This is a genomic window from Arthrobacter sp. SIMBA_036, from assembly GCF_046535135.1.
Taxonomy (GTDB): Bacteria; Actinomycetota; Actinomycetes; order Actinomycetales; family Micrococcaceae; genus Arthrobacter.
In genome coordinates, this window is sequence record NZ_JAWRXG010000012.1 from 49,091 (window position 1) to 65,446 (window position 16,356).

Genomic DNA, 16,356 nt, shown 5'->3' on the forward strand with positions numbered 1-16,356 from the left:
GTGGCCGGCAGGTCAAAAACGGTTTCCCCGGTGGGATGCTGCACTACGGGCAAAATGCCGGGCATCAGGGGAGGTGATTTTCAGGGACTCCCGCATCCACAATCAGTGGTGTGCGGGAGGTTGCCGGACGGACCTTGGACTGCGGAAAGGCCCGGCGTCGGCGGACGTGCGCCGAGCGGGACCTGCATCGCTGTGGGACCGGTTGTTTGGGATCATCCGGCAATCGTTGCACCGGAAGCTCAAACGGCTACTGAAAATTCAAGATCATGGAGTTAATCTTACCATTCGCGTCGAATCGGGCCCCGGAGCCTGCAGTTTCCCAAGCGGCCCACAGCCAACTAGTCTGGCAAATTATGGAGTCTGCTCACTATTTCAGTGCCCAACCGGCCGGACCGTTCACCCGCAAGCCCCTCACCGTGGAACTCGTCGGAGAAACACGGCATCTGCAGACTTCCTCCGGGATCTTCAGCCCAGATGCGGTGGATAAGGGAACGCTGATACTGCTTTCCGAGGTCCCGTCCCCGTCCCCGCGTGGGAACCTCTTGGACATCGGCTGCGGCTGGGGTCCTATCGCGCTGACCATGGCATTGAAGGCGCCCCACGCCACAGTCCACGCGGTGGACGTGAACGAACGCTGCATCACCCTGACCAATGAGAACGCTGCCCTGCTCGGTCTGGGCAACATCACGGCGAGCCTGCCGGACGAAGTGGATCCTGGCATCGAGTTCGATACCATCTGGTCCAACCCACCGATCCGCATCGGCAAAGATGAACTCCATTCCCTCTTGCTTACGTGGCTGCCGCGACTCGCGCCGGGCGGAAACGCCTGGCTCGTGGTTCAGAAGAATCTGGGCGCCGACTCACTGCAACGGTGGCTCGCTTCGGAACTGGATGACCGTTTCACGGTTTCGCGTGAAAGTACGTCAAAATCTTTCAGGATCCTTCGGGTTAGGAAAGCGTCCCAGAAGCAACTATGACGGCGGGGCCGCTCAGTTCCACGTGCTCCCGACCGCCAGCACCGGGGAAGAACTTGACCCCCACCACCCCGCCGGGGACCTTCACATGCCAGTCGTTGGGCGCGGTAGGGCCAGCCCAATGCCGGATGGCAACAGCCGCGGCGCAGGCGCCCGTGCCACAGGATTGGGTCTCGCCCACTCCGCGTTCGTGAACGCGCATGGTGATGGTTCCGACGCCGGCCTCCACCAGAGGCTCAGCGGGCACCACAAATTCCACGTTCGTTCCGTTGACTGGCTTGGGCTCCACCACCGGAGCCTTGAAAAGTTGCGTTGCGGACAGTTCGGCCAACTCGGCCAGCGCCACGACGGTGTGGGGGTTGCCCATACTCACGGAAAGGCCCGGACGTGCCACTTCCAGCCCGTCGGCGCTGACAAGGGCGTCCATGGCTTTACTGGTGGCCTCACGGGGAAAGATGAACTCCCACGGGCCCATATCCACCGCATACCCGTTGGTTGTCCGCACCACTTTCTTCACGCCACCGCGCGTACCGATGGTCAGGGTTTGTCCCTGTGCCAAGTCCACCAAGCCTTCAGTGATGAGGAATTGCACAAAGACACGGACACCATTGCCGCACATCTCTGACAAGGAACCGTCTCCGTTGCGGTAATCCATAAACCACTCGGCGGCCGGATCCTGCTCCAGCAATGCCCTACCCTCAGGAAGGAAACGCGACGGAACGGCGCGGATGAGGCCGTCGCCACCAATTCCCACATGGCGATCGCACAACAATGCCACCTGCTCCGGCGTCACCTCGTGTGCGTCCCCCGCGTCCGCGATGAGGACAAAGTCGTTGCCAGTTCCATGCCCCTTTGAGAACGCCAGTCCCGCGAGGCCGGCGAGTGGCGTGGAGGCGCCCACAGCTGCTGGCTGCTGGGCGGGAAATGTGGTGGTTTCATCCATGGCACTAGGCTACCTGCCACGGTTGTTCGCCCCGAAATTACCGCCGCCGAAATTGAATCCGTGGAAGTTAGTCTTGTCCAGCCGCAGCCACGGTTTTGGAGACGAGGTCCGGATCCTGCCAATCAAACCATGCAATGCGGGGATCGGCCCGAAACCATGTCAGCTGGCGTCGTGCGAATTGCCTGGTGGCGACGATTGTCTCCGAGGCCGCTGCAGCGGCGTCCGCTTCGCCGTCGAGCACTTTCAGGAATTGTGCGTACCCCAAGGCACGCGATGCCGTCTTCCCCTGCCGCAGTCCCGCGTGGTCCAGCGTTCGCACTTCGTTGAGCAGGCCCGCGTCCACCATCGAGTGCACCCGCAACGCCAGGCGCTCCCTCAGCACCTCCCGGTCCACCGAGAGGCCGATCTGCAGGGCAGGCTGGAAGTACTGGCGCCGGGGCATGAACGAGCTGAACGGGCGGCCCGTCAGTGCATGCACCTCAAGGGCTCGGATCACGCGGCGGGCATCGCCGAGCCGGCCCGCGGACACCGGATCGACGTCCTCCAGACGGGTCCGTAGCGCCGCTAGGCCGAGAACCTCGCACTCCTCTTCCAGCTGCTTCCGTACCGAGGGGTCCGTGCCGGGGAACTCAAGGACGTCCAGGCCGGCGCGTATGTACAATCCGGACCCACCCACCAGGATGGCCCGCTTGCCCCGCGAATGAATCTCGGCGATGGCGGCCCGGCATTGTTCCTGGAAATCGGCCACGCTGGCTTCCTCAGTAACATCCATGATGTCCAAGAGGTGATGCGGGATGCCTTGCCGCTCTTCAACACTGATCTTTGCGGTACCGATGTCCATGCCGCGGTAGAACTGCAGCGCGTCTGCGTTGATGACCTCACCATCGAGGGCTTGGGCCAGGCTGACGCCGAGATCCGATTTTCCGGAGCCGGTTGGCCCCACGACCGCGACTACAGGCCCCGGGTTACGAAGGACGGGACTCGTCATGTGATCTTGAGTCCGTTGCTAGGCGCGACGAGGCGGCAAGGAGGGCATGCCCAGCGAAACACCCGCCGACGAGCCGGAAGCTGATCCGGGTGCCGGGACTCCGCAGGAGTCAGCCTGGGACCGGTCCCACGCGTCACCGGCGCGCGAACGGCGCAAGTGGTAGTCCGCAGCAGTCAAGGGATCCGCGACGAGGTGGAATGCTGCGGCCTCCGTAACGGTCACAGTGACGAAATCACCTGGACGCGGCGCTTCTGCCCCTTCCGGCACGGAAAAATGGACCAGCCTCTGGTCCTTGGAACGGCCGGATAAGCGGTGCGTTTCTTCGGCTTTACGTCCAGCCTGGGAGGTCACTAGGACTTCAACTTTTTGCCCAAGCTGCCTGGCGTTCTCTTCAGCGGCGATACGGTCCTGGAGCGCCGTCAGGCGCTCGTAACGCTCCTGAACCACGTCTTTGGGGAGTTGTTCCGGCAAATCAGCAGCGGGTGTGCCGGGCCGCTTGGAGTATTGGAAGGTAAATGCCGAAGCAAACCGCGACTTCTCCACAACGTCCAAGGTGGCCTGGAAGTCTTCCTCGGTTTCGCCCGGAAAGCCCACGATAATGTCGGTGGTGATCGCCGCACGTGGGATCCGCTCGCGCACTTTATCCAGAATCCCGAGGAACTTGCTGGAACGGTAAGACCGGCGCATATCCTTGAGGACCTTGTCGGATCCCGATTGCAGCGGCATGTGCAACTGCGGCATGACATTAGGTGTCTCAGCCATGGCGTCGATGACGTCGTCCGTGAACGCTGCAGGATGAGGACTGGTGAATCGGACCCGTTCGAGGCCATCGATCTCACCGCAGGCCCGCAGAAGCTTCGAGAACGCCAGGCGGTCTCCGAATTCAACACCGTACGAGTTCACATTTTGACCCAGCAAGGTCACTTCCACTGCTCCGTCATCGACGAGTGCCTGAACCTCGGCCAGGATCTCTCCCGGACGTCGATCCTTCTCCTTGCCCCGCAGCGAAGGAACTATGCAGAACGTGCAGGTGTTGTTGCAGCCCACGGAGATCGAGACCCAACCGGAGTAGACAGAGTCCCGCTTGGTAGGCAGCGTGGACGGGAAGACGTCCAGGGATTCGAGAATCTCCAACTGGGCTTCGTTGTTGTGGCGGGCACGGTTGAGCAAGGCTGGAAGGGCCCCGACGTTGTGGGTACCGAACACGGCGTCCACCCACGGTGCCTTTTTGACGATGGTCTCCCGGTCCTTCTGGGCCAGGCAACCGCCAACAGCGATCAGCATCCCGGGATTGGCGGCTTTGACCGGCCGCAGCTGGCCCAGGTTTCCGTAGAGCTTGTTGTCCGCGTTCTCGCGCACAGCGCACGTATTGAAGACCACGACGTCGGCGACGTCGGCCTCTGCCGGTACGTAACCCGCCTCCTCGAGAAGTCCCGCCATGCGCTCAGAATCATGGACGTTCATCTGGCAGCCAAAGGTCCGGACCTGATAAGTCCTGGGGTGGGCCAAAGGAGCAGGGGCAGCTGTTGGGGAGGGAATGGTCAAACTCACTACTCAAGGGTACCGGCTTCCGCCAGTACCTCACCGACGATCCTGAATGCCAACGAAGGTGCATAACCCTTACGGGCGAGCATGGACGCCAGCCTGCGAGTGTATCTGTCCCTTTCGGCACGGTCCGACAAATCAACACCGGACCGCAGTTTTCGCTGGACGAGCTCCCGGGCGGCCGATTCCTCATCTTCATCGCTGAGCTGCGACAAAGCTTCCTCTGCCGCCTCCAGGTCGATGCCCTTCTCGGTCAGTTCACGCCGGAGTGCGCCCTTGGCCAACTTCTTGGTCTGCGCACGACTCCGAACCCACATCCGCGCGAACTCGGCGTCGTCGATGAGCTGTACTTCCGCGAATCGGTCCAAGACCGTCTCAGCGACGTCCTCGGGAACATGACGCTCGGCAAGTTTTCGCGCGAGCTGCAGCCTGCTCCGTGGCGCCATTGTCAACTGCCTCAGGACAATGGCACGCGCCACGGATTCAGGATCAGGTTCGCGTTCCGGATCGGTTTCGGCATCAACGGGCACGGGCGAACGCCGGGTTCTATTAACCGTCAACGGCCTTGAGCTTCGGGGAGTCCGCTTCCGGCTTGACACCCACGCCGAGCTTTTCCTTGATCAATCGTTCGAGCTCCTGGGCCAATTCGGGATTGTCCCGCAGGAAGCGCCGCGAGTTCTCCATGCCCTGCCCGAGCTGGTCTCCGTCGTAGGTGAACCACGAACCGGACTTCTTGATGATGCCGTGCTCGACACCCATGTCGATAATGCCGCCCTCGCGGGAGATGCCCTGCCCGTAAATGATGTCGAACTCGGCGATCTTGAAGGGCGGAGCCATCTTGTTCTTGACGATCTTTGCCTTGGTGCGGTTACCAACGGAATCCGCACCCTCTTTCAGTGTCTGAATCCGACGGACATCGATGCGGATTGAAGCGTAGAACTTCAGGGCCTTACCACCGGTGGTGGTTTCAGGGGATCCGAAGAAGACGCCGATCTTTTCACGGAGCTGGTTAATGAAGATGGCGGTGGTCTTGGTTTGGCTCAAGCGGCCGGTGATCTTACGCAACGCCTGGCTCATGAGGCGTGCCTGCAGGCCCACGTGGGAGTCGCCCATTTCGCCTTCAATTTCAGCGCGGGGTACCAACGCTGCCACGGAGTCGATGACGATGACGTCCAGTGAGCCCGAACCGACCAGCATGTCCATGATTTCCAGGGCCTGCTCTCCGGTGTCCGGCTGGGAAACCAAGAGTGCGTCCGTGTCCACGCCAAGCTTTGCTGCGTAGTCTGGATCCAGTGCGTGCTCGGCGTCGATGAAGGCTGCAATGCCACCGGCGCGCTGTGCGTTCGCCACCGCGTGCAGGGCCACAGTGGTTTTACCCGAGGATTCCGGGCCGTAGATTTCCACGACGCGTCCCCGCGGCAGGCCGCCAATGCCAAGGGCGACGTCCAGGGCTATGGAGCCGGTGGGAATGACCTCGATAGGAGCGCGGGTGTCATCACCCAGGCGCATGATAGAGCCTTTGCCGAACTGCTTATCGATCTGGGCAAGCGCTGCTTCGAGCGCCTTTTCACGATCCGGGGCTGCCGCCATGGTTCACACCTCTGATGCTTTCTCGCTGTGGAGTGGCCCGAAGGGCCGCTTTCCTGTCATGTCAGACGCTATTACGGTGCCCTGACATTTTTTCAAGCCGATCCCTGCTATGTGGATAAACGGGGCTGCCGGATGCTCTGGAACGCGTCTTTCAGGATCAATTTTCCTCTTTCAGGAGCATATCCCCATCCGAACAGATATTCGAACAAATGAACGCGGTGTGTCTCCGGCGGGTCGAACGTCAGCGCCAAGTGGGTAGGGCCTCAGTTGGCTGCGGGCTTGATATCCCGGCCAAGCCTTCGCTCCGGCGGGACATCCTGGACCTCGCACATCGCCAGCCAGACATCGCGGGGCTGAAAGCCCGAGGCCAGGGCGTCCACGGCCGTTCGTCCGCCTACGCCGGCCAGGACCAGGGAACTGGCAAGGACCCGGGAGTAACCGGACCCGAACTCGTCGTCCATCAGCCGCCAAAAGTCACTTGCCCTCACGGATAGAGTCTCTCACAGCGACGGACTCTAGAATGGTTGCCATGAGCAATCCTTTCCCGAACGCGCCGTTGTCGGCCGTCGGAGGCGACGCCGAAGATGATGCCCTTCGGCAAGTGGAACACCAACTGAGCCTGCTCCTGCGGCGGGCGCGTTCGCTGTCCCAGCAACTGTCCCGCCAGGTTCATCCCGACATGGAGCCTGCGGCTTACGGGCTACTGACCGTCATTCGTAAAGATGGTCCGATCCGGCTGACGGAGCTTGCAACCTGCATTGGCGTCGGAAAACCATCAGTCAGCCGGCAGATTGCCTTCCTTGAGAGCATCGGGCTCGTCTACAAGGAAGCCGACCCGCAGGACGGCAGGGCCCAGTCAATCCGATTGACGGACAAGGGCGAAGAAAAGATGCATCAGGTCCAGGACGCTCGGAAGCAGGTTTTTCGCGAACGCCTGGGCGAATGGCCGGCGGAAGATGTCCAAGCGTTGGCAGACTACATGGGCCGGCTCAACGCCGTATACGGAGACGGACTCCTGAGGGAACCCTCTTCCAAGGAGCTGGCCCCCAAGGAACCGGCCCCCACCAACTCAGGTTCCAGCCAACAGGCACGCTGATCCTCTCCGTACAACAAAGGGTCCCCAAGCCGACAGGCATGGGGACCCTTTGTGCTCCTCGTGGAGGACTCTTAGCGAGCGCCGGACAGCATCCCCTGGGGGAAGTCGTCGGTGAGGTCCATATCGCGACCATAGCGCTGGGAAAATTCTTGTGGAACGGTGTCCGGGACTGCAACACCTTCGGCTACTGCCACACGGTCGCTGACTTCACGAAGCATCAGGGACAACGGGACGTCCAAGGCGGTGCAAATGGAGGACAAGAGTTCCGAGGAGGCCTCTTTCTGGCCACGCTCAACTTCGCTCAGGTAACCAAGCGATACACGGGCACTGTGCGAGACCTCGCGAAGGGTACGGCCCTGGCGCTGGCGGACATCGCGCAATACATCACCAATTTCGTGGCGTAGTACAACCATTTTGCGCTCCTTCTGTTCGCTCTGTGCCTGACTAGCCAAGCCCACATCCCTCCAGCGGACAACGCCGTTTACGGATACGGGCTGCTTTACCATCTGGATCGCCTTACTCCCTCGTTCATCCGGATCGCTGGCTTGCGGACCCGGTTAATGTCTTCATCCTAGGCGCCCCGGCTCATCCGAGGCGACACAATGACACAACTATTGGGAATGACTTTTTGTTCCCGGCTACTTTACGAACGGTAACCAACCTCACCAAGGGCGGCAAGAAGACGCGCCAAAGCGGCTTCGCATGACTGCTCCCTGATACTTTGCCTGTCCCCGGAAAAACGGTATTCAAACGATGTTTGTCCCGTTTGTGTGGCAACACCGATGAAAACCGTGCCCACGGCTTTGCCGTCGTGCGGCTCAGGACCGGCCACGCCCGTGGTCGAGATTCCGACGTCGGCGCCGCAGACTCGCCGGGCGCCGCTGGCCATTTCCGCAGCCACCCCGCCGTCGACGGATCCGACGTCGGCCAGCAGTTCCGTAGGGACGCCGAGGACACCGGCCTTGACTGCATTGTGGTACGCGACAACGCCGCCCTGCAGCATGCCTGAGGCGCCCGGCGTATTGGCAAGTGCCGCAGCGACCATCCCGGCAGTGAGCGACTCCGCAGTCGCGACGGTGAGGTGCTGCTCGATGGCGCGGGCAACCACTGCGGCCGCGGACTGTGCCGAGCCCGAGGCCACTACCGGCATGCTCACGCGCGCCGTCCGGCCGCGCGGAGTTTCATCGCCTGGATCACGTACTCCACACCGGTCCACAGCGTGATCGCCAGTGCAACCATCATGACTCCGAACGCCACGTACACCAGCCAAGGGGCCATCGCCCCCAGCGGCAGGATGTAGAGGAAGATGGCCGCGGTTTGCACCACGGTCTTCAGCTTGCCGCCCCGGGAAGCGGGCATGACCCCGTAACGGATCACGAAGAACCGAAGGGCAGTGATCCCCCACTCCCGGACGAGGATGAGGATGGTGGCCCACCACGGGAGCTCGCCGAGTACGGACAGAAGGACCAAGGCCGAGCCGATCAGCAGTTTATCGGCAATGGGATCGGCGATCTTCCCGAAGTTCGTGACGAGGCCACGGGCCCTGGCGATGTCGCCGTCGAGCTTGTCTGTGTAGATCGCGACCGCAAAAGTGAGCACGGCGGCCCAGCGCCACAAGCCGTTCCGGGAATCGTCCGCGAGCAGGAACCAGATAAAGAACGGGACCAGGACGATGCGCAGCATCGTGAGGATGTTGGGCAGGTTCCAGATGTCGGAACTTCTCGACGCGGTGGTATCGCCCTCGGCTGTAGTCACCCTTCTAGGCTACAGTCTTTGGAGCTACCGCCCGGTGAGCGACCAGGCGTCCTCGCCGCCGTCGTCGTCATCCGGACCGTCGGCACCGTCGTGGTACTCAATGGCCTTCGTGCGATTGTCCAGGTCTGCTGCCACAAGGTCTTCTGCGTAACCGCCGACGGCGATATTCGAGTTTGCGTTGTCGCTGAGGGCAGCCGTGTACGCGTCAGGAGCAGCCGGTGATTCCTGGCCCTTCATCGCTGCGAGGACCGCCGCGAGATCGTCCGGCTTGACCAGGACGTCCCGCGCTTTGGAGCCTTCGGAAGGGCCCACCACGCCCCGCGATTCAAGAAGATCCATGAGCCTGCCGGCCTTCGCGAAGCCGACGCGAAGCTTGCGCTGGAGCATTGAGGTGGAGCCGAACTGCGTGGTGACCACCAACTCGGTTGCCTGCAACAGGACCTCGAGATCGTCTCCGATGTCGTCGTCGATCTGCTTCTTGGGCGCCTCTGCGGCAACGTCGTCACGGTAGACGGCTTGGAGCTGTCCCTTGACGTGCTCCACCACCTTATGGATCTCCGACTCGGTGACCCAGGCGCCCTGGACGCGCATCGCTTTGGAGGCACCCATCGGCAGGAACAAGGCGTCACCTTGGCCGATGAGTTTCTCGGCACCCGGCTGGTCCAGCACAACGCGGGAGTCGGTAACAGACGAGGTAGCGAAAGCCATCCGGGACGGAACGTTGGCCTTGATCAAACCTGTGACCACGTCAACGGACGGGCGCTGGGTCGCAAGGACCAAGTGGATGCCAGCGGCGCGGGCGAGCTGGGTGATGCGGACAATCGAGTCTTCGACGTCGCGGGGAGCCACCATCATGAGGTCGGCGAGTTCGTCCACGATCACCAGCAAGTACGGGTAGGGCTTGATGACGCGCTTGGAGTCCACAGGCGGCACTACCTTGCCCGCCCTGACCGCTTTGTTGAAGTCGTCGATGTGCTTGTAGCCGTAATTTGCGAGGTCGTCGTAGCGGGCGTCCATTTCCCGGACGACCCACTGCAACGCCTCGGCTGCCTTCTTCGGGTTGGTGATGATGGGCGTGATGAGGTGCGGAACGCCCTCATAAGCCGTCAGTTCCACCCGTTTGGGGTCCACCATGACCATACGGACTTCGTCGGGGGTGGCCCGCATGAGGATCGACGTAATCATGGAGTTCACGAAGCTGGACTTACCGGCACCGGTAGCACCGGCCACCAGCAAGTGCGGCATCTTGGCAAGGTTGGCTACCACGTAGCCGCCCTCAACGTCTTTGCCCACACCCATGACCATGGGGTGGTCCGTTCGGCGGGCATTCTGGCTCCGCAGGACATCGCCCAAAGAGACAGTTTCGCGGTCCGTGTTGGGAATTTCGATGCCGATGGCGGATTTGCCCGGGATGGGGCTCAGGATGCGGACATCGCTCGACGCCACGGCGTACGAAATGTTTTTGGACAGCGCCGTGACGCGTTCAACTTTGGTGCCGGGCGAGAGCTCGATCTCGTAGCGGGTGACCGTTGGACCACGGCTGAACCCGGTCACCGCGGCGTCGACGTTGAACTGGGTGAGCGTATCGGTCAAAGCAGCGACGACGGCGTCATTGGCCTCCGTGCGCTCCTTCGGAATGGAGCCCGGCGCCAGGTAATCGGAGGAAGGCAGCGTATACGTGACATCTCCGGCGAGCGAGAGTTGCTCGGTGCGTTGCGGGATGGGGGTGGGAGGTGGTGCCGGCGCGGCCGGACGGGCCGGAACCTGTTCCATGGCGTGCGCGCTGACCTGCGGCGCCGCCTGTGGCGTGATCATCGGGATGGCTTCGGTGGGGTTGTCTATGCCGGCAGCCCCACCCACGCCTTGGGCGGCCTTGATCTTGCCCACTGCGATCTCGGCCTGCGTGGGCCGCCGCACGCCCGGCGGCACACGGGGACCGGAACTACCCGCTGCATGGGAGTCGTCGGAAGCTTGGGTCGATTCGTCGTCGTCGATGATTGCGTGCTCAAAGGCCTCGTCACCGACGTAACCCTCAAGTCCGGGGCCAGGGTCCGTATCCTTGCCGAAGAAGCGAGAGCGCCTCTTTTTCTTTGGAGCGGCGGCGGCCTGGCTCTGGTACAGGTAGCTGCGATCGTGGCCGTCATCGCTGGCGTCGTCCATCAGGTCAATGCCCATGAGGTGGTCATAAGCCCCGCGGATACGGGACGGAATGGCGCCAAAGGGTGTCGCCGTCACAATCAACACGGACACGAAGGCCAAGAAAGCGTAGAGAGCCAGCGGAACGGCACGATGAATTGCTGCCAAGGGCGCTGCTGCCAGGAAGCCGAGCATTCCGCCCGCGTTCCGGAGGCCTTCGAATCCATCGCCCACCGTGGGGAGGCCGCCGAAGACATGGGCGAGCCCGCATCCGGCAAGGGTCATGATCATGAATCCGATGCCAACGCGGTTGTTCCCCCGCCCATCCTGGGGACGGCGGAACAGCCGGAAGGCGCACACAAAAAGCATGAACGGCAGCAACAGCGTCATCCAGCCGAAAGTTCCGTTGACGACGGCATGAATGGCGTCAGGAAGCCAGCCTGTTAGGCCCCACCAAGCGAAAGTGGCAATAGCCACCGCCAGCACGAGATTGAAAAGTGCCGCTCCGTCCCGACGGTCGGCCGCATCAAGGTCGCTGACGTCTTGGCCTATACGGCGGACCCCTGCGCCTACAAGATGGCCCAGTCCTTGCCACGCGCCTGAAAGCATGCGCAGCGGCGGCGGAACCACAGGCTCGACGGCGGCTGCTTGCTTGCTGCGGGCAGTGCTGCCGCGACCGGTCCTGACGGCAGATGAACCGCTTTTCGATGCGGCTGCGCTGGTTTTGGATGCGGCTCCGCTCCGGCCTGTTCCGCCGGGTTTACTGCTGGAGCTGCCTCGTGGCGTGGAGGTAGTACGGGTCGCCATACAAGCCACGCTACCTCAAGGGGGCCTGAAATCCGGGGATTTCAGGCCCCCTTGGGGAACATGTTCAATGGCATGGACGGCCCATGCCCGCAGACCGGTTACTGAGGACTACGCCTCCAGGACCACCGGGATGATCATGGGACGCCGGCGGAGCTTGCGGTTGACCCAGGTGCCAATGATTCGCCGGACCACCTGTTGCAACTGGTGGGTAGTGTGGTCCGCGTGGTTGAGTACCGCTTCTTCGAGGGCGGCATTGATCTTGGGGATGATCTCGTCAAAGACGGAATCGTCCTCAGCAACTCCCCTGGCGTGGATTTCCGGTCCGGACACGATCTTTCCGGTGTTTCTGTTGATGACCGTGATGATGGAAATGAATCCCTCATCGCCCAGGATGCGGCGGTCCTTCAAATCGGCGTCGGTAATTTCTCCCACGCTGGACCCGTCCACATAAACGAAGCCCACCTCCACTTGGCCCACAATGTTGGCCACGTGGTCTTTCAGGTCGATCACGGTGCCGTTGTCGCTGAGGATGATGCCGTCGGACGGCACTCCTGACTCCAGCGCAATGTTGCCGTTGGCAATGAGGTGCCGCGTTTCGCCGTGGACCGGCATGGCATTGAGCGGCTCGAGAATGTTGTAGCAGTAAAGGAGTTCGCCTGCTGCGGCGTGCCCGGAGACGTGGACTTTTGCCGTGCCCTTGTGTATTACGTCAGCGCCGAGCTTCAGGAGTCCGTTGATGATGCGGAAGACTGCATTCTCGTTACCCGGAATCAGGCTGGAGGCGAGGATCACGGTATCGCCTTGGCCTACGACCACGCGGTGATCGCCGTTGGCCATGCGGGAAAGCGCAGCCATGGGTTCACCTTGGGAACCCGTGGACATGAGGACCACACGGTCATCGGGCATAGTGTCAATGTTCTTGATGTCCACCACGATGTTTGGCGGCACATCCAGGTAGCCGAGCTTGGCGGCAATGGCCATGTTGCGCACCATCGACCGGCCCACGAACGCGACTTTGCGGTTGTGCTTTGCAGCCGCATCCAGCACCTGCTGTACACGGTGCACGTGGGACGAGAAAGACGCCACGATGATGCGCTTCTTGGCCTGGCCGAACAGGCGATCCAGAGTGGGACCGATCTCCTTTTCGGCCGTGGTGAACCCGGGCACGTCGGCATTGGTGGAATCTGCCATGAAAAGGTCCACGCCTTCTTCACCCAAGCGGGCGAAGTGCCGGAGATCGGTGATTCGGCCATCCAACGGCAACTGGTCCATCTTGAAGTCGCCTGTATGGAGGACGTTTCCGCCGTCGGTCCGGATAAAGACCGCCAAGGCATCCGGGATGGAGTGGTTGACAGCAACGAATTCACATTCGAACGGCCCGAACTGCTCCACCTGGCCCTCGGTCACGGTCAGCGTGTACGGCTTGATCCGGTGTTCCTGCAGCTTTGCCTCGACCAGCGCGAGGGTCAGCTGGGACCCGATCAGCGGGATATCAGCCTTCAGGCGCAGAAGATACGGGACAGCACCAATGTGGTCTTCGTGGCCGTGCGTCAGCACAACTCCAACGACGTCCTGCAGACGGTCCTCGATGTACGAGAAATCGGGCAGGATCAAATCGACTCCGGGTTGGGTCTCCTCAGGGAAGAGCACGCCACAGTCAACCACCAACAACTTGCCGTCGATTTCGAAGACAGCCATGTTGCGGCCGATCTCTCCCAGTCCACCAAGCGGAACTATCCGCAACGTACCTTTCGGCAATTTAGGCGGAGTAACCAGTCCAGGAAGGGCGGTTTGGGTCATATTTTGCTACTTTCCGGCGAAACGGTCCTAGACAGAGAAGTCCATTCCGGCTTCGGCCAAATCCCCGCGGATGGTGTCGATCTCGGCCTCGTCCGGCTCCACGAGGGGCAAACGGACAACCGAGTTGGGCAGGACTCCCTGCCACTTGAGAATCTGCTTGGCGGCTACTGCGCCTTGGACCCGGGTCATGGTTGCACGGACCACAGGCTCCAATTCAAAATTGATGGCTCGCGCTGTGGCGAGGTCACTGGCGTTCATGGCGTCTACCAAGTCACGGAAGCGACGCGTGGCAACATGGGTGGTCACACCTACGAGCCCCACTGCCCCCAGCGCCATCCACTGCAGCGTCAATCCGTCATCGCCGGAGTAGAACACCAGATCCGTCTCGGCCATGACGCGGGTGGCGGCGGCGAAATCGGCTTTGGCGTCCTTGACGGCCACGATGTTCCGGTGCTTGGACAACGCGATCATGGTTTCGGGTGCGATCGCCACCGATGAACGGCCCGGGATGTCGTACAGCATCACCGGCAGGTCCGTAGATGAGGCAACAGCCTCGAAGTGCGCACGAAGCCCCGACTGACTCGGCTTGTTGTAGTAAGGGGTAACCACGAGAAGGCCGTCGACGCCGACTTCGGCAGCGCGCTGGGAGAGATGCACGGAGTGCGCCGTGTCGTTGGTCCCGGTCCCCGCGATGATGGCAGCTTTGCCACCGACAGCTTCCTTGACTGCGCGGAACATGCCCAGGTTCTCGTCGTCCGTAAGGGTGGACGTCTCGCCGGTGGTGCCCGTGACCACCAGGCCATCGCAACCGTCCTCGACGAGTTTTTCCGCAAGGGCCGCGGCCTGGTGGTAATCCACCTTGCCGTCCTCGGTGAACGGAGTAACCATGGCGGTCAGCAGGGTACCAAGGGCGGGAATGCGGGCGTGCGAGTCAGACATAGGAAAAACGTTACCTTGTCCGGGGCATGTTAGAAGAATGGGTCCGTGTGATGGTACTCATCCAGGCTGTTGGGCAGGGGTTACGGGGTGACTGTCCGCCGACCGGGATGGCCGGCACAATACTGCTCCACGGCCCGTTCCTTGAGGTGCTCGGCCCAGCCGACCAGGCGCTGCGCAGCCCTGACGTATTCGAAAAGTTCCAACGGCGTCAGGGAGTCCAGGTCCGTTTCCGACAAGCGGCGCGCCAACTCTGCCCCGGGCTCCTGTTCGGCAAGCACTTTGCCCTCCCGGTGCCACTGGGTGTCTTCCGGGGACTTACCCGTGACGAGTTGCCGGAACAGAAAGTCAACCACTCCCGGACTCATGGCTTTCATCGGCTCATGGAGGCCTTCGGGCAGCTTGGCTACATCACTCATGCAGCAATGCTATTCGAACATATATTCGAACACAAGGCTCATCCAAAGTCCGGAACCGGGGAAAGGAAGGGGGCGCTTTCGGCTGAGGCTACCGTCCAGCCGTCGTTGCTTGGGACCGGAAGAGCCTGACGGCATCCCTCATGGACTCCCGCGCCCGCTTCCGATCCCCTGATGCGTCGTAGGCGCAGCTCAAACGGAACCACGAACGCCAATCCCCGGGCGCTGCCTCCGCCTCCGCACGGTACTTCTCGAACTCGGCGTCGGCGGCCGCACGTACTATCCGACCCGCAGGTGTCCGGGGCAGCTCGTCGACCGGCAAACCACCCTCGGCCTCCAGGACCTTGGCCATTTGCTCAGTCCTGGCACCGAACAGGAGCTCGCGGATCATCGCCCACGCGCCGATGAGGGGCAGGACAAGGTAAGCGGCACCGATTGCCTTGGCAATGAGGTTGGCATCGCCAAGCAGGAGGATTGAACGCTGCAGGGACACCACCAGATACAGCACGAGTAACAGGGTGATGGCGCCGACCCACACTTTGGTGCGGTTTTTCTTCAGCACGCTCCAGAAGTTCCCCATGTCCTAGAGCCCCAGATCCAAGTAGCCGTCCAAGCTAACGGTCAGGCCGGGGTGGGACGAAACCTGGCGCAATCCCAGCAACACGCCGGGCATGAACGAGGCTCGATCGAAGGAATCGTGGCGGAGCGTCAACTGCTCCCCCGGCCCGCCGAACAGGACCTCTTGGTGTGCCACGAGGCCGCGGAGTCGCACGCTGTGGACGCGCACGCCGTCGACATCGCAACCGCGAGCCCCCTCCAGGGACGACTCCGTAGCGTCCGGGCTGATCGGAACTCCAGCTTCCTGGCGGGCTTGGGCGATGAGTTGGGCGGTGCGGACGGAGGTGCCGGACGGAGCATCGACCTTGTTTGGGTGATGCAATTCAATGATTTCCACTGACTCGAAGTATTGCGCGGCTTTGGCGGCGAACGCCGAAGCCAGCACTGACCCCAAGGCAAAGTTGGGTGCAATGAGGACACCGGTTTCGGTGTGGGCTTCCAGCAGTTTCCGCAAAGATGCCAACCGGTCCGCGTCCCACCCGGTCGTTCCCACCACAGCGTGGATGCCATGCTCGACGGCGAAGCGGACGTTTGCCTCGGTGGTGTCCGGAACCGTGAGGTCCACAACATACTGTGCACCGGCGTCGAGAAGTGTATCCAGGGAATCTCCGCGGCCCAGGGCCGCCACGAGCTTCATGTCGGCAGCTGCGTCGACGGCCTTGACAGCTTCACGTCCCATGCGTCCGTTGGCGCCAAGTACTGCAACAGCAAGTTGTTCGGTCATGGCGTTAACCCTACCGCCGGGCTACCCG

The 16,356-nt window shown here is 62.0% G+C and carries 17 protein-coding genes; 2 read left to right on the plus strand and 15 right to left on the minus strand.

What is annotated here, in order from left to right:
* Positions 1–353 precede the first annotated feature (353 nt).
* On the plus strand, positions 354–977 hold the full coding sequence (locus SB659_RS16045; RefSeq protein ID WP_410551046.1) for a class I SAM-dependent methyltransferase: 624 nt from the start codon (positions 354–356) through the stop codon (positions 975–977).
* Here the strand turns inward: SB659_RS16045 and dapF are convergent.
* From dapF to SB659_RS16075, 6 genes are all read right to left on the minus strand, one after another.
* Entirely contained in the window at positions 949–1,917 is a 969-nt protein-coding gene (gene dapF / locus SB659_RS16050) for a diaminopimelate epimerase (RefSeq protein ID WP_410551047.1), read from the minus strand. The genes SB659_RS16045 and dapF overlap by 29 nt on opposite strands.
* Positions 1,918–1,984: 67 nt before the next feature.
* Positions 1,985–2,905, minus strand: coding sequence for a tRNA (adenosine(37)-N6)-dimethylallyltransferase MiaA (gene miaA, locus SB659_RS16055; protein WP_410551048.1), 921 nt, complete (start codon positions 2,903–2,905; stop codon positions 1,985–1,987).
* Positions 2,906–2,923: 18 nt separating this feature from the next.
* Entirely contained in the window at positions 2,924–4,456 is a 1,533-nt protein-coding gene (miaB, locus tag SB659_RS16060; RefSeq protein WP_410551049.1) for a tRNA (N6-isopentenyl adenosine(37)-C2)-methylthiotransferase MiaB, read from the minus strand.
* Positions 4,456–4,980 (minus strand): regulatory protein RecX, encoded by a 525-nt coding sequence (locus SB659_RS16065; RefSeq protein WP_410551050.1) that lies wholly within the window; start codon positions 4,978–4,980, stop codon positions 4,456–4,458. The genes miaB and SB659_RS16065 overlap by 1 nt, the downstream gene beginning before the upstream one ends.
* Before the next feature lie 19 nt (positions 4,981–4,999).
* Positions 5,000–6,040, minus strand: coding sequence for a recombinase RecA (gene recA, locus SB659_RS16070; RefSeq protein WP_284976615.1), 1,041 nt, complete (start codon positions 6,038–6,040; stop codon positions 5,000–5,002).
* Positions 6,041–6,303: 263 nt separating this feature from the next.
* The gene (locus SB659_RS16075) at positions 6,304–6,528 is read right to left on the minus strand and encodes a DUF3046 domain-containing protein (RefSeq protein WP_410551051.1); all 225 of its coding nucleotides are present in this window, start codon (positions 6,526–6,528) and stop codon (positions 6,304–6,306) included.
* A 41-nt stretch (positions 6,529–6,569) separates the two neighbouring features.
* On the opposite strand from SB659_RS16075, the gene SB659_RS16080 reads away from it, so the two are divergent.
* The gene (locus tag SB659_RS16080) at positions 6,570–7,136 is read left to right on the plus strand and encodes a MarR family winged helix-turn-helix transcriptional regulator (protein WP_284980014.1); all 567 of its coding nucleotides are present in this window, start codon (positions 6,570–6,572) and stop codon (positions 7,134–7,136) included.
* Between the two features lie 71 nt (positions 7,137–7,207).
* On the opposite strand, the gene SB659_RS16085 is transcribed toward SB659_RS16080, so the two are convergent.
* The 9 genes from SB659_RS16085 to dapB all read right to left on the minus strand — a co-directional run bounded on the left by SB659_RS16085 (position 7,208) and on the right by dapB (position 16,328).
* Entirely contained in the window at positions 7,208–7,642 is a 435-nt protein-coding gene (locus tag SB659_RS16085) for a helix-turn-helix domain-containing protein (protein WP_284976613.1), read from the minus strand.
* 137 nt (positions 7,643–7,779) lie between these two features.
* Complete coding sequence (locus tag SB659_RS16090; protein ID WP_410551125.1) at positions 7,780–8,286, minus strand: CinA family protein; 507 nt, start codon at positions 8,284–8,286, stop codon at positions 7,780–7,782.
* Positions 8,287–8,288: 2 nt separating this feature from the next.
* Positions 8,289–8,891, minus strand: coding sequence for a CDP-diacylglycerol--glycerol-3-phosphate 3-phosphatidyltransferase (gene pgsA / locus SB659_RS16095; protein ID WP_284980013.1), 603 nt, complete (start codon positions 8,889–8,891; stop codon positions 8,289–8,291).
* A 24-nt stretch (positions 8,892–8,915) separates the two neighbouring features.
* Positions 8,916–11,834 carry a DNA translocase FtsK gene (locus SB659_RS16100; RefSeq protein ID WP_410551052.1) on the minus strand — a complete coding sequence of 973 codons (2,919 nt, stop codon included), beginning with the start codon at positions 11,832–11,834 and terminating at the stop codon, positions 8,916–8,918.
* A gap of 108 nt (positions 11,835–11,942) precedes the next feature.
* Positions 11,943–13,634, minus strand: a complete 1,692-nt coding sequence (locus SB659_RS16105) for a ribonuclease J (RefSeq protein ID WP_284976609.1) — start codon at positions 13,632–13,634, stop codon at positions 11,943–11,945.
* A gap of 27 nt (positions 13,635–13,661) precedes the next feature.
* Complete coding sequence (gene dapA / locus SB659_RS16110; protein ID WP_284980010.1) at positions 13,662–14,573, minus strand: 4-hydroxy-tetrahydrodipicolinate synthase; 912 nt, start codon at positions 14,571–14,573, stop codon at positions 13,662–13,664.
* 80 nt (positions 14,574–14,653) lie between these two features.
* On the minus strand, positions 14,654–14,989 hold the full coding sequence (locus SB659_RS16115; protein ID WP_284980009.1) for a hypothetical protein: 336 nt from the start codon (positions 14,987–14,989) through the stop codon (positions 14,654–14,656).
* Positions 14,990–15,077: 88 nt separating this feature from the next.
* On the minus strand, positions 15,078–15,566 hold the full coding sequence (locus SB659_RS16120; protein ID WP_284976606.1) for a hypothetical protein: 489 nt from the start codon (positions 15,564–15,566) through the stop codon (positions 15,078–15,080).
* A gap of 3 nt (positions 15,567–15,569) precedes the next feature.
* Positions 15,570–16,328 carry a 4-hydroxy-tetrahydrodipicolinate reductase gene (gene dapB, locus SB659_RS16125; protein ID WP_284980008.1) on the minus strand — a complete coding sequence of 253 codons (759 nt, stop codon included), beginning with the start codon at positions 16,326–16,328 and terminating at the stop codon, positions 15,570–15,572.
* Positions 16,329–16,356 lie beyond the last annotated feature (28 nt).

Coding starts and splice junctions, on each gene's coding strand:
- SB659_RS16045 (WP_410551046.1), top strand. CDS start 354: ATGGAGTCTGCTCACTATTTCAGTGCCCAACCGGCCGGACCGTTCACC.
- dapF (WP_410551047.1), bottom strand. CDS start 1,917: ATGGATGAAACCACCACATTTCCCGCCCAGCAGCCAGCAGCTGTGGGC.
- miaA (WP_410551048.1), bottom strand. CDS start 2,905: ATGACGAGTCCCGTCCTTCGTAACCCGGGGCCTGTAGTCGCGGTCGTG.
- recA (WP_284976615.1), bottom strand. CDS start 6,040: ATGGCGGCAGCCCCGGATCGTGAAAAGGCGCTCGAAGCAGCGCTTGCC.
- SB659_RS16080 (WP_284980014.1), top strand. CDS start 6,570: ATGAGCAATCCTTTCCCGAACGCGCCGTTGTCGGCCGTCGGAGGCGAC.
- SB659_RS16085 (WP_284976613.1), bottom strand. CDS start 7,642: ATGGTAAAGCAGCCCGTATCCGTAAACGGCGTTGTCCGCTGGAGGGAT.
- SB659_RS16090 (WP_410551125.1), bottom strand. CDS start 8,286: ATGCCGGTAGTGGCCTCGGGCTCGGCACAGTCCGCGGCCGCAGTGGTT.
- SB659_RS16100 (WP_410551052.1), bottom strand. CDS start 11,834: ATGGCGACCCGTACTACCTCCACGCCACGAGGCAGCTCCAGCAGTAAA.
- SB659_RS16105 (WP_284976609.1), bottom strand. CDS start 13,634: ATGACCCAAACCGCCCTTCCTGGACTGGTTACTCCGCCTAAATTGCCG.
- dapA (WP_284980010.1), bottom strand. CDS start 14,573: ATGTCTGACTCGCACGCCCGCATTCCCGCCCTTGGTACCCTGCTGACC.
- SB659_RS16115 (WP_284980009.1), bottom strand. CDS start 14,989: ATGAGTGATGTAGCCAAGCTGCCCGAAGGCCTCCATGAGCCGATGAAA.
- SB659_RS16120 (WP_284976606.1), bottom strand. CDS start 15,566: ATGGGGAACTTCTGGAGCGTGCTGAAGAAAAACCGCACCAAAGTGTGG.
- dapB (WP_284980008.1), bottom strand. CDS start 16,328: ATGACCGAACAACTTGCTGTTGCAGTACTTGGCGCCAACGGACGCATG.